This is a genomic window from Pseudomonas sp. ADAK21, assembly GCF_012935735.1.
GTDB classification, from domain to species: domain Bacteria; phylum Pseudomonadota; class Gammaproteobacteria; order Pseudomonadales; family Pseudomonadaceae; genus Aquipseudomonas; species Aquipseudomonas proteolytica.
Genome location: NZ_CP052857.1, coordinates 1,387,070 through 1,399,931, shown reverse-complemented (window position 1 = coordinate 1,399,931; position 12,862 = coordinate 1,387,070). Strand labels below are relative to the sequence as shown.

The 12,862-nt window shown below is 62.9% G+C and carries 11 protein-coding genes; 10 read left to right on the top strand and 1 reads right to left on the bottom strand.

The window, feature by feature from the left end; all coding sequences use genetic code 11:
• Positions 1-768: a DnaJ domain-containing protein gene (locus HKK57_RS06435; protein ID WP_169389942.1), complete on the top strand. Its 768-nt coding sequence runs from the start codon at positions 1-3 to the stop codon at positions 766-768.
• Positions 769-936: 168 nt separating this feature from the next.
• Here HKK57_RS06435 and HKK57_RS06430 read toward each other — a convergent pair whose 3' ends face one another.
• Positions 937-1,914 carry an alpha/beta hydrolase family protein gene (locus HKK57_RS06430; protein ID WP_169389941.1) on the bottom strand — a complete coding sequence of 326 codons (978 nt, stop codon included), beginning with the start codon at positions 1,912-1,914 and terminating at the stop codon, positions 937-939.
• Positions 1,915-1,975: 61 nt separating this feature from the next.
• On the opposite strand from HKK57_RS06430, the gene HKK57_RS06425 reads away from it, so the two are divergent.
• The 9 genes from HKK57_RS06425 to HKK57_RS06385 all read left to right on the top strand — a co-directional run bounded on the left by HKK57_RS06425 (position 1,976) and on the right by HKK57_RS06385 (position 12,811).
• Complete coding sequence (locus HKK57_RS06425; protein WP_175581910.1) at positions 1,976-4,369, top strand: PAS domain-containing sensor histidine kinase; 2,394 nt, start codon at positions 1,976-1,978, stop codon at positions 4,367-4,369.
• A gap of 137 nt (positions 4,370-4,506) precedes the next feature.
• Positions 4,507-5,136, top strand: coding sequence for a response regulator (locus HKK57_RS06420; RefSeq protein WP_029296794.1), 630 nt, complete (start codon positions 4,507-4,509; stop codon positions 5,134-5,136).
• A gap of 291 nt (positions 5,137-5,427) precedes the next feature.
• Positions 5,428-6,540 carry an ABC transporter ATP-binding protein gene (locus tag HKK57_RS06415; RefSeq protein WP_029296791.1) on the top strand — a complete coding sequence of 371 codons (1,113 nt, stop codon included), beginning with the start codon at positions 5,428-5,430 and terminating at the stop codon, positions 6,538-6,540.
• A 46-nt stretch (positions 6,541-6,586) separates the two neighbouring features.
• Complete coding sequence (locus tag HKK57_RS06410; protein WP_029296789.1) at positions 6,587-7,627, top strand: ABC transporter substrate-binding protein; 1,041 nt, start codon at positions 6,587-6,589, stop codon at positions 7,625-7,627.
• A gap of 157 nt (positions 7,628-7,784) precedes the next feature.
• Positions 7,785-9,032: an ABC transporter permease gene (locus HKK57_RS06405; RefSeq protein ID WP_029296786.1), complete on the top strand. Its 1,248-nt coding sequence runs from the start codon at positions 7,785-7,787 to the stop codon at positions 9,030-9,032.
• 12 nt (positions 9,033-9,044) lie between these two features.
• Positions 9,045-9,872 (top strand): ABC transporter permease, encoded by an 828-nt coding sequence (locus HKK57_RS06400; protein WP_029296783.1) that lies wholly within the window; start codon positions 9,045-9,047, stop codon positions 9,870-9,872.
• A gap of 216 nt (positions 9,873-10,088) precedes the next feature.
• Entirely contained in the window at positions 10,089-11,237 is a 1,149-nt protein-coding gene (locus HKK57_RS06395; RefSeq protein ID WP_169389940.1) for an iron-containing alcohol dehydrogenase, read from the top strand.
• An 84-nt stretch (positions 11,238-11,321) separates the two neighbouring features.
• Positions 11,322-11,996 carry a ribulose-phosphate 3-epimerase gene (rpe, locus tag HKK57_RS06390; RefSeq protein WP_092239451.1) on the top strand — a complete coding sequence of 225 codons (675 nt, stop codon included), beginning with the start codon at positions 11,322-11,324 and terminating at the stop codon, positions 11,994-11,996.
• Positions 11,993-12,811: a phosphoglycolate phosphatase gene (locus tag HKK57_RS06385; protein ID WP_029296774.1), complete on the top strand. Its 819-nt coding sequence runs from the start codon at positions 11,993-11,995 to the stop codon at positions 12,809-12,811. Before rpe ends, HKK57_RS06385 begins: the two co-directional genes overlap by 4 nt.
• The last annotated feature ends 51 nt before the right edge of the window (positions 12,812-12,862 follow it).

The following is a 12,862-nucleotide window of genomic DNA, read 5'->3' as shown; positions in this document are numbered from 1 at the left end:
ATGCTGTGGCCAGGGACTCTGATCGGAGCCGGGGCGGGGTTTGCCATCGCCAGTATTCCGGGGGCCATGTTGGGCGCGCTATTGGGCCAGGCGCTGGATCGGCGCCTGCAATTGCGCAGTTGGGCGCATCTGCGCGAGCGCCTGGGCGGCCGACCGGCGCTGCGTAATGACGAATTGCTGTTTGTGTTGCTCGGCCGCCTGGCCAAGAGCAACGGGCGGGTGGTGGACGGGCATATCCAGCAGGCGCGGGTGGAGATGCGCTCGCTGGATATGACCGAGCCGGCCCAGCGCCGGGCGATCGCGGCGTTCAATCGGGGCAAGTCGGGGACCGATCGTGTGCGCAGTTACCTACGTATGCTCAAGTCCCAGCCCCATGCGGCCGAAGGTGTGCTGCGTGCCTGCTGGCGCATGGTCTGGGCTGACGGCAAGGCCAGCCTCGCCGAGCGCGACCTGATCGCGCTATGGGGCAAATGGCTGGGGTGGACGCCACAACAGATCCAGGCACTGGCCCATGACTACGAGCCGGAGCGTAAACCCCTGGCTACTCGCGGCGGCACTTACCAGGACGCGCTTCGGATTCTCGGGGTCAGCGCGACTACTGAGCCGGCGGTCATCAAGCGTGCCTATCGACGGCTGCTCAGCCGTCATCACCCGGACAAGATTGCCGGCAGCGGCGCCAGCCCCGCGCAGGTACGCGAGGCCACGGAACGTACGCGGGAACTGCATAGTGCCTACACGATCATTCGCGAGCAGCGCAATTTCCGCTGAGCCGACGGCCTGTGGCTAGGGGGCTTGTCCCCCGTTGGGCTGCGCAGCAGCCCCAAAACCTGCTATCTCGGTTTATCTGATAGACCGGGGGGAGGCTTATTGGGGCTGCTGTGCAGCCCAACGGGGGACAAGCCCCCTCGCCACAACAAGCCCCTCGCCACGCTGGGATCAGCTTGCGCTGTTTTGCGGGCTCAACCAGCCGCGAATCCGCCGGTACAACTGTTCCTGGGCCGCTGCGCTATTGCCGGGGATCGTCTTCAACGACACCTGCTTATAGTTGTCATTCTTCAGCCGCTTGCTCGCCTGGCCGCGTTCGAGCGCCAGTTTGCTTGCCAGGGCGCTGTCCTGATAGAAGACATCGGCAGTCGCCAACTTCAAGGCCGGCACCAACTGTTGCAGGTCCGGTTGACGACCCACCGGCGTCTGCGCGGCGACCATAACGAATTTCTGCACCTGGGCTGGTTGTTTTTCGCTCAGGTAGCGCGCTGCCCACCAGGCCCCGGTGCCGTGCCCCAGTAGCACGACGCTGCGGGCGTTCTGGGTCTGGGCATAGGCGACAGCGGCATCGATACGGGCGAAGATCCGTGTCGCATCGGTCTTGTCCTGCTCGTCCACGCCGGGAACCACGACCGGGTCGGTGCCCTCGGCTTCGGCGCTGGCCGCCTGTTCGATCGGCTTGGGTGCGGCGCTGCTGGCATCCTTGCTGCTGGTGTCGACGGCCGCGTCGGGTGCCTGCATGACCCGAGGTGGCAGGGTGTCCAGGCTCAGGTCGGGCAGCGACAGGCTCAGGCTGCCCCACGCGGCATCCGGCAATTTCTGGCGCAAAGGCCCGATTGCTTGCGGCCAGTCAGCCGTTTCTCCGGCGCCGGGGACGATAATCACCACACCTTGCGGCTCGGCGCTGTTGGCCGGCTTCCACAGGGCCAGGAACGACTCGTCGCCGGCCTGTAACTGTTGCTGTTCCTGAGGCGGCAGTTGCCGCTCCAGGGCGCTGGCTTCTTCCAGGCTGCGCTCGGGTAACGGCTGGCGTTCCGGTGGCTTTTCGGCGGTAGCCGGCGCGGTATCAGCCGCCTGTACGCAAAAGGTGCTGGTAAACAGGAGCGACAGGCACAATGCTGGCAGTGTCGAACGGTGAAGCAGGGGCATAGTGGAATCCCGGCCAGAAGTGATCCCGGCAGCCTAATGGGTTGGATGTGAGATGTGAATGATGATTTTTCGCTGTCTGCTGGTTATCGGCTATCTGTGCTTTCCCTTGATGGCGAGTGCCGCGCCTGCTTCCGTGGTGCCGCCGGCGGTGCTCAGTGCCCAGCAACGCGAGTGGCTGGCGCAGCACCCGCAACTGCGGGTCGGTGTGGTGTTGCAGGCGCCCTACGCACAATACGACCGGCGCCTGCAGCGCTTGTCCGGGGCCAATGTCGAGCTGATGCAGGCGCTGGCCAAGGCGCTGAATATCGAACTGACCTGGCGCAACTTCCCCACGCAAGAGCAGTTGGAGGACGCCTTGCGTGAGGACGCGGTCGACCTCGCGCCTGGCCTGCTGCAAACCCCGGCCGGCCTGCGCCTGTGGCTGTTTTCCGACCCCTATATGCGTGTGCCCCAGCACATCGTGGGTATCCGTGACGGCAGCGGCGCAGTGGACCTGGAAAAACTCGACGAACACTCGCGGGTTGCGGTGCGCATGCCCAGTGCCGTGGCCGAATACCTGCGCAGCAATTACCCCAACCTGAACCTGCAAGGCGTGCCCCTGGAGCGCCAGGCCCTGCAATTGTTGGTCAGCCAGCAGGCGCGCTATGCGGTGATCGATGAGGCGCAGTTGAGTCGGTTGTCGGTCGAGCCCGAATTCGCCGGCCTGGCGGTGGTCGGTGATATTGGCCTGCCGCAACTGCTGCGGGTGGCCACGCGTCGTGACTGGCCACCCTTGGCGGACATTGTCGAGAGCGGCCTGCGGGCCATTCCCGCCCGTGAGTTGGAGCAATTGCACGCCCGTTGGCTGCAACCCAAATATCCGCGGCTCTCGGAATCTCCGGGGTTCTGGCAAAACCTCAGCCTGCTGCTGGGCCTGCTGTTGCTCGCGTGCCTGGCGGTCGCTGTGTGGCAGCGCCGGCAAAAACATGCCCTGGAGCACCAGTTGCTCGCCACCCGCGAAGAAAGCGCGGCCCGCGCCGCCGGTGCCGAAGCCTTGCGCCTGACCCAGTTTTCCATCGACCAAAGCACCGTCGGTATCCTCTGGGTCAATTGGGACAGCCATGTGCGCTATGCCAACGTCGCCGCCGAAGCCATGCTCGGCTACGCCCCAGGCGCGTTGATCGAACGCCCGTTGATCGAGTTCGAACCCAACCTGAGCATGGACCGCTGGCTGAACCTGTGGAAGCGCGCGCGTGCCAGCGAAGACGGCCCCCAGAGCTTCGCCACCCAGTGCCTGCGTGCGGATGGCAGCCTGTTGCCCACGGATGTGTCCCTGAGTTTCCTGCGTTTTGCCGGTGGCGAATACCTGGTGGTGTACCTCACCGACGTTACCGAGCGCCGCCGCGCATTGGCCGCCCTGCAGGAAAGTGAAGCGCGCTTGCAAGGCATCGCCGCCAATGTGCCGGGGATGGTCTTTCGCCTGGAGCGGCTGGCGCTGAGTGCCGATATCGACTTCGCCTATATCAGCGAAGGCAGCGAGCGCCTGGTGGGCTACTCGCCGTCCGTGCTCAGCCATCGCGATGTGGGGATTCGCAGCCTGGTACACCCCGATGACCGCGCCAGTTACCACCAGACCCAGGACCAGGCCATCGACAGCGAGAGTAACTGGTCGTGGCAGGGCCGCATCCTCACTCGCCAGGGCGAGCAGCGCTGGGCCGAGATCAAGGCCGTTACCCGGCGCCTGGAGGATGGCGCGGTGGTCTGGGACGGGATCGTCTGGGACATCAGCGACAGCAAGCGAATTGAATTGGAACTGGATGCCTCGCGTGCGCAACTACGCGAGCTGTCAGCCCACCTGGAGACGGTGCGCGAGGAAGAGAAGGCGCGGATTGCCCGCGAAGTCCACGATGAGCTGGGGCAGATGCTCACGGTGCTGAAACTGGAAACCTCCATGTGCGAACTGGCCTACGCGCAACTGGATCCCGGCCTGCACGAACGCCTGAATAGTATGAAGCGCCTGATCGCCCAGTTGTTTCAACTGGTGCGCGATGTGGCCACCGCGCTGCGCCCGCCGATTCTCGACGCAGGGATTGCCTCGGCCATTGAATGGCAAGCGCGGCGCTTTGAGGCGCGCACGCAGATCCCTTGCCTGGTGCAAGTGCCAGATAACCTTCCGGCGTTGAGCGACGCCAAGGCCATTGGCCTGTTCCGCATCCTGCAAGAGGCGCTGACCAATGTCATGCGCCATGCCCAGGCGCATACTGTGGAACTGACCCTGGCGGTGGAGGGCGCCAATCTGCGGCTGACCATCAGCGACGATGGCGCAGGCTTTGTCGCCGCGCCGGGGCGGCCGGTGTCGTTTGGCCTGGTGGGCATGCGCGAGCGGGTGCTGATCATGGGCGGGCAGTTGAGCCTGGACAGCGAACTGGGGGAGGGCACCACCCTGAGCGTGACGGTGCCGCTGGATGCGCCCTAGGCCCTTGTGGGAGCGGGCTTGCCCGCGATGGCGGTGTCACAGTCAGCGGATGCATAAGCTGCTAAACCGCATTCGCGAGCAAGCCCGCTCCCACATTTTGAATATCGGCGTTTAATCGTTATAGAGAGGAAAGTCCTGTGATCCGCGTATTGGTAGCCGAAGACCACACCATCGTCCGTGAAGGCATCAAGCAGTTGATCGGCCTGGCCAAGGATCTGCTGGTGGTGGGCGAGGCGGGGAATGGCGAACAGCTGTTGGAAGCCTTGCGCCATACACCATGCGAGGTCGTGTTGCTGGATATCTCGATGCCTGGGGTCAATGGCCTGGAAGCGATTGCACGGATTCGCGCGCTGAACAATCCGCCGGCGATCCTGGTGCTGTCGATGCATGACGAAGCGCAAATGGCTGCCCGGGCGCTGAAGGTCGGCGCGGCGGGGTACGCGACCAAGGACAGTGATCCGGCGCTGCTGTTGACGGCGATTCGCAAGGTGGCCGCGGGCGGGCGCTATATCGACCCGGACCTGGCCGACCGCATGGTGTTCGAAGTCGGCCTCACCGATGCCCGGCCCTTGCATTCGCTATTGTCCGAGCGTGAATTCTCGGTGTTCGAGCGTTTGGCCCAGGGCGCCAATGTCAACGATATCGCCCAACAACTGGCCCTGAGCAGCAAGACCATCAGCACCCACAAGGCGCGGTTGATGCAAAAGCTCAACATCACCTCCCTGGCAGAACTGGTGAAGTACGCGATGGAGCACAAACTCCTGTAGGCGCCCGGCTTGCCGGTGGTAGCTATCTTGAGGGCGCCATCGCCGGCAAGCCGGGCTCCTACAGGGAGGCGTATCTATTTGCGACACCCCGGCAGCACCCCGCAGCCCATGCCTGCGGCTTGTCGCGTCCTCCTGGCCGCTCAACTGTCCCATGCCCGCCATCCGTGTAGGGCAATCCCTACCCCGAACCTTCCACCGCGCTGATGCCAATCTCTCTTGCGCCCCGATTTTCGTGGGCTGGCGCCTGGACTACGCTTGCTCCACAGCAGTCCAAAACACAAAGGTGCGGGTATGAGCGAGGTGGATTCAAATGATGTGCTGGTCAGCTTTCGTGGTGTGCAGAAGAGCTACGACGGCGAGAACCTGATCGTCAAAGACCTCAACCTGGACATTCGCAAAGGCGAGTTCCTTACCCTGCTGGGCCCGTCCGGCTCAGGCAAGACCACCAGCCTGATGATGCTGGCGGGCTTCGAAACGCCGACCGCCGGGGAAATCCTCCTGGCCGGACGCTCGATCAACAACGTGCCGCCGCACAAGCGCGACATTGGCATGGTGTTCCAGAACTACGCGTTGTTCCCGCACATGACCGTGGCCGAGAACCTGGCGTTCCCCCTGACAGTCCGGGGTTTGAGCAAGACCGATGTCAGTGAGCGGGTCAAGCGCGTGCTGAGCATGGTGCAACTCGACGCCTTCGCCCAGCGCTACCCCGCGCAACTTTCCGGCGGCCAGCAACAACGGGTCGCGCTGGCCCGTGCATTGGTATTCGAGCCGCAGTTGGTGCTGATGGACGAACCCCTCGGCGCCCTCGATAAACAGCTGCGTGAACACATGCAGATGGAGATCAAGCACCTGCACCAGCGCCTCGGCGTGACCGTGGTCTACGTGACCCACGACCAGGGTGAAGCGCTGACCATGTCCGACCGCGTGGCGGTGTTCCATCAGGGCGAGATCCAGCAGATCGCACCGCCGCGCACCTTGTATGAAGAGCCGAAAAACACCTTCGTCGCCAACTTCATCGGTGAGAACAACCGCCTTAACGGCCGCCTGCACAGCCACACCGGTGAGCGTTGCGTGGTCGAGCTGGCGCGGGGCGAGAAGGTCGAGGCGCTGGCGGTGAATGTCGGGCAGATCGGCGGCCCGGTAACCCTGTCGGTGCGCCCGGAACGGGTCAGCCTCAATGGCTCCAGCGAAAGCTGCAGCAATCGCTTCTCGGGTCGGGTGGCCGAATTCATCTACCTGGGCGATCACGTACGTGTGCGCCTGGAAGTCTGCGGCAAGGCTGATTTCTTTGTGAAACAACCGATCGCCGAGCTGGACCCGGCACTGACGGTCGGCGATGTGGTTCCGATTGGCTGGCAAGTCGAGCACGTTCGCGCACTCGACCCACTTCTAGAGGCGAATTGATCGCCCCCTTGGCTTCACCCAACCCTGCACGTGGAGAGAACAATAAATGTTGAGATCCCTGAAATTGACCGCCCTGGCCATTGGCCTGGCGGGTGCTTCACAGGTCATGGCAGGTCCCGACCTGACGGTGGTGTCGTTTGGCGGCGCGAACAAGGCGGCCCAGGTCAAGGCTTTCTATGCCCCGTGGGAAAGCGCGGGCAACGGCAAGATCATCGCCGGCGAGTACAACGGCGAGATGGCCAAGGTCAAAGCCATGGTCGACACCAAGAGCGTGTCCTGGGACCTGGTGGAAGTCGAGTCGCCGGAACTGTCCCGTGGCTGTGACGAAGACATGTTCGAACCGCTGGACCCGAAACTGTTCGGCAACCCCGACGACTATGTGAAAGGCGCGATCCAATCCTGCGGCGTGGGGTTCTTTGTGTGGTCCACAGTGATGGCCTACAACGCCGACAAACTGAAGACTGCGCCCACCAGTTGGGCAGACTTCTGGGACACCAAGAACTTCCCGGGCAAGCGTGGCCTGCGCAAGGGCGCCAAATACACCCTGGAATTCGCCCTGATGGCCGACGGCGTGGCGCCCAAGGATGTCTACAAAGTGCTGGCCAGCAAAGATGGCCAGGACCGCGCCTTCAAGAAACTCGATGAACTCAAACCGTCGATCCAGTGGTGGGAAGCCGGCGCACAGCCGCCGCAGTACCTGGCCTCGGGTGATGTGGTCATGAGCTCGGCCTACAACGGCCGGATCGCCGCTGTGCAGAAAGAGAGCAACCTGAAAGTGGTGTGGAACGGCGGTATCTACGATTTCGACGCCTGGGCGATCCCCAAGGGCCTGAGCAAGGAGCGCGCTGAGGCGGCGAAGAAATTCATCGCCTTCTCCGTGGCACCGCAACAGCAGAAAACCTATTCGGAAAACATCGCCTACGGCCCGGCCAATACCCAGGCTGTGCCGCTGCTGGCCAAGGACATCCTCAAGGACATGCCGACCACCCCGGAAAACATCGCCAACCAGGTGCAGATCGATGTGAGCTTCTGGGCGGATAACGGCGAGCAGTTGGAGCAGCGCTTCAATTCCTGGGCCGCCAAGTAATACGCCGCGCCACATAACCCCTGTGGGAGCTGGCTTGCCTGCGATGGCATCACCTCGGTAGACCCGACACACCGAGGCGCTGGCATCGCGGGCAAGCCCGGCTCCCACAAGGGGGCCTTTCACACGGGTCTCAACAGTAGATTTTCCGGAGTTTGCCATGGCCATCGCCGTTCCCTCGAACGAGGTCACCACCCCCAGCTTGAAGCAGCGCCTGGCGCGTGCCGAGCGGCTTAACCGCTGGAAGGCCCAGGCGCTGATCGCGCCACTGGTGGTGTTTTTGCTGCTGGTGTTCCTGGTGCCCATCGTCGCGCTGCTCTACAAAAGCGTCGGTAACCCGGAAGTGGTCGCCGGCCTGCCGCGCACCGTGGTGGCGGTGACGGCCTGGGATGGTCGTGGCTTGCCCGGCGAGCCGGTGTACCAGGCCATCAGCGAGGACCTTGGCGAAGCCCGCAAAAACCAGACCCTGGGCGATCTGTCCAAGCGCCTGAACATGGAACTGGCGGGCTATCGCAGCCTGTTGACCAAAACCGCGCGGGCGCTGCCGTTCAGCGAAGTGCCGGCCTCTTATAAAGAAGCGTTGGAAAACCTCGACGAACGCTGGGGCGACCCCGCGTACTGGCAGGCAATCCGCCGCAATACCAGCAGCCTGACGCCTTACTACCTGCTGGCGGCGGTCGATCATCGGATCGACGACCTGGGCGAAGTCGCCCCGGCCACGCCGGACCAGGCGATCTACCTCGATATCTTCGCCCGCACCTTCTGGATGGGCCTGGTGATTACCGTGTGCTGCCTGTTGCTGGCCTATCCGCTGGCATACCTGCTGGCCAACCTGCCGGCGCGGCAGAGCAACCTGTTGATGATCCTGGTGCTGCTGCCCTTCTGGACCTCGGTGCTGGTGCGGGTCGCCGCGTGGATTGTGTTGTTGCAGTCCGGTGGTTTGATCAACGGCGCGCTGATGAGCATGGGCATCATCGATAAGCCCCTGGAATTGGTGTTCAACCGGCTTGGGGTCTACATCTCCATGGTGCATATCCTGCTGCCGTTCATGATTTTGCCGATCTACAGCGTAATGAAGGGTATTTCACCGACCTATATGCGCGCGGCGATTTCCCTGGGCTGTCATCCGTTTGCCAGTTTCTGGCGGGTGTACTTCCCGCAAACCTATGCGGGCGTCGGTGCCGGTTGCCTGTTGGTGTTCATCCTGGCGATTGGTTACTACATCACCCCGGCGCTGCTGGGCAGCCCGAATGACCAGATGGTCAGCTACTTCGTGGCGTTCTACACCAACACCAGCATCAACTGGGGCATGGCCACTGCACTGGGCGGCTTGCTGCTGCTGGCGACCGTGGTGCTGTACCTGATCTACAACTGGCTGGTGGGCGCCAGCCGCCTGCGCCTGAGCTGAGGAGCGCCTGATATGTCCAGCAGTCCTTACATGTCACCCATCGAACGGGTGTGGTTCTACAGCTTGCGGATCCTCTGCGGCCTGATCCTGTTGTTCCTGATCTTGCCGGTGTTGGTGATTATCCCGCTGTCATTCAACTCCGGAAGTTTCCTGGTGTACCCGTTGCAGGGGTTTTCGCTGCACTGGTACCAGGACTTCTTCGCCTCGGCGGAATGGATGCGCGCCTTGAAGAACAGCATCATCGTCGCCCCGGCAGCGACGGTGCTGGCGATGGTATTCGGTACGCTGGCGGCCATCGGCCTGACCCGTGGCCATTTCCCCGGCAAAGCGCTGGTGATGGCCCTGGTGATTTCGCCGATGGTGGTGCCCGTGGTGATTATCGGCGTGGCCAGTTATCTGTTCTTTGCCCCGCTGGGATTGGGCAACAGCTTCTTTTCGCTGATCGTGGTGCATGCGGTGTTGGGCGTGCCCTTTGTGATCATCACGGTGTCGGCGACCTTGCAGGGGTTCAACCATAACCTGGTGCGCGCGGCGGCCAGCCTGGGAGCATCGCCACTGACTGCCTTTCGCCGGGTGACCTTGCCGTTGATTGCGCCGGGGGTTATTTCCGGGGCGCTGTTTGCCTTTGCCACGTCCTTCGATGAGGTGGTGGTGACGCTATTCCTCGCCGGGCCCGAGCAGGCGACCTTGCCGCGGCAGATGTTCAGCGGCATCCGTGAAAACCTCAGCCCGACCATCGCCGCGGCGGCGACCTTGTTGATCGCCTTCTCGGTGGTTTTGCTGCTGACCCTGGAATGGCTGCGTGGTCGCAGCGAAAAACTGCGCACCGCGCAGGTCTGACTGCTGAAACCCGATCACCTGTGGGAGCTGGCTTGCCTGCGATGGCATCACCTCGGTACACCTGACACACCGAGCCGATACCATCGCAGGCAAGCCAGCTCCTACAGTGGCCGTGCCCGCCTGGAGTCATCCGACCATTCAGCCGCTGAATGGCAGACAACCCATATTCCCCAGCTATTCTTGTGCCAGCCCCCCAACTTATAAGAGGCCGCGCACATGAGTACCTCCTCATTCAAGATCGCCCATAAATTGCTCACCGGCCCAGGCGCCATCGAACAATTGGCCGCCGAGTTGACCCGGCTGGATATCGATAACCCGCTGATCGTCACCGATGCCGCGCTGGTCAAGTCCGGTACGGTGCAACTGGCGTTGGCGCAGTTGGGTGATCGTCCCTATGAGATTTTCGACCGGGTGTTGCCCGACCCGGAGATCGCCATTGTCGAAGACTGCATGCAGGTCTACCGCGAAGGCGGGCATGACGGCCTGATCGGTGTGGGCGGTGGCAGTGCCATGGATATCGCCAAGAGCGTTGCCGCCTATGCCGGTTATCACGGCGCCCTCGCGGATTTGTTCGGCGTGGACCAGGTGCCGCGCAAGGGGCCGCCGCTGATTGCGATTCCCACCACGGCCGGCACCGGTTCGGAAGTGACCAATGTGGCGATTCTTTCAGACAAGGCCGCGCAATTGAAAAAAGGCATCGTCAGCGACTATCTGCTGCCGGATGTCGCGTTGATCAGCCCGCAAATGACCCTGACCTGCCCGCGCAGTGTAACGGCGGCCAGTGGCGTGGATGCCCTGGTGCATGCCATCGAGTCCTATCTGTCGCTGAACGCCTCGCCGATCACCGATGCCCTGGCCATCGGTGCGATTAAGTTGATTGCCAAGGCCTTGCCCAAGGCCTATGCCAACCCGGCCAACCTGCAGGCGCGTGACGATATGGCCACCGCCAGCCTGATGGCCGGCATGGCGTTCGGCAATGCCGGGGTGGGCGCGGTGCATGCGCTGGCCTATCCGTTGGGCGGGCGTTTCAATATTGCCCATGGGGTGAGCAACGCGTTGCTGCTGCCCTACGTGATGCACTGGAACAAGCTGGCCTGTGTCGAGCGCATGCAGGATATTGCCCAGGCCATGGGCGTGAATGTCAGCGCGTTGAGTCTCAACGACGCTGCCGACCAGGCGGTGGAAGCGATGACGCGGCTATGTGCCGCAGTGGAGATCCCCCAGGGCCTGCGCAGCTTCGGCGTGCCGGAGGAGGCGATCCCGGCCATGGCGGTAGAGGCCGCGGGAATCGAGCGGCTGATGCGCAACAACCCGCGCAAGCTCAGTGCGGCGGATATCGAGAAAATCTACCGCGCCGCCTATTAGCCATTGAGTCAGGTCACGGTGCGCGCAGCAAAGCATGAGGTATACAATGCGCGCCATCGTGATTTAGCTCAGAAAAGGTGCGTCATGCAGCCCTTCGTTATTGCTCCATCGATCCTCTCCGCCGACTTCGCCCGCCTGGGTGAGGAAGTGGACAACGTGTTGGCCGCCGGTGCCGACTTCGTGCACTTCGATGTCATGGACAACCACTATGTGCCGAACCTGACCATCGGTCCGATGGTCTGCGCAGCGCTGCGCAAATACGGCGTGACCGCGCCGATTGACGTGCACCTGATGGTCAGCCCGGTGGATCGCATCATCGGCGACTTCATTGACGCCGGCGCGACCTACATCACCTTCCACCCGGAAGCCACGCTGCACATCGACCGTTCCCTGCAGTTGATCCGCGAAGGCGGTTGCAAGGCCGGGCTGGTGTTCAACCCGGCGACGCCGCTGGACACGCTCAAGTACGTGATGGACAAGGTCGACATGGTCTTGCTGATGAGCGTCAACCCAGGCTTTGGCGGGCAGAAGTTCATCCCCGGCACCCTCGACAAGCTGCGTGAAGCCCGCGCGCTGATCGATGCCTCTGGCCGCGATATCCGCCTGGAGATCGACGGTGGGGTCAACGTCAACAACATCCGTGACATCGCGGCGGCGGGCGCTGACACCTTCGTCGCCGGCTCGGCGATCTTCAACACCCCTGACTATCAGGCGGTGATCGCCAAGATGCGTGCAGAACTGGCGCTGGCGCGTCCATGAGCGGTTTTGAGCAGTTGTTCCCCGGCAAGTTGCCACGGCTGGTGATGTTTGATCTGGACGGCACCCTGGTCGACTCGGTGCCGGACCTGGCAGTGGCGGTGGACCAGATGCTGCTCAAACTGGGGCGCAAGCCTGTGGGTATCGAGTCGGTGCGCGACTGGGTCGGCAACGGCGTGCAGATGCTGGTGCGCCGGGCCCTGGCCAATCATATCGACGCCCAGGGTGTCGATGACGTGGAGGCCGAGCACGCGCTGGAATTGTTCAACGCCGCCTACGAAGACGGCCACGAACTGACCGTGGTTTACCCCGGCGTACGCGACACCCTCAAGTGGTTGCACAAGCAGGGCGTGGAAATGGCCCTGATCACCAACAAGCCGGAACGCTTCGTTGCGCCGCTGCTGGACCAGATGAAGATCGGCCGGTATTTCCGCTGGATCATCGGTGGCGATACCCTGCCGCAGAAAAAGCCTGATCCGGCGGCGCTGTTCTTCGTGATGAAAATGGCCAACATCCCGGCGTCCCAATCGCTGTTTGTCGGCGATTCACGCAGTGATGTGCTGGCGGCAAAAGCGGCGGGCGTGCAGTGCGTGGCCCTGAGCTACGGCTATAACCATGGCCGGCCGATTGCTGAAGAGTCGCCGGCGCTGGTGATTGACGACCTGCGACTGCTAATCCCCGGTTGCTTGGGAGCGGGCGCTGAGATAACGTTGCCCGACGCCGTCCCATCCCCTTCTGGAAATCCCATCGTGGTGGTCACTCGCAAACTCTGGATGAAAGTCATCAAGGCCCTGGCCCGCTGGCGTTGGCGCGCCTGACTGATCCTGGCCGCGCTGCGGCACGTTTGCATACCTGACCGTTAGACCCTC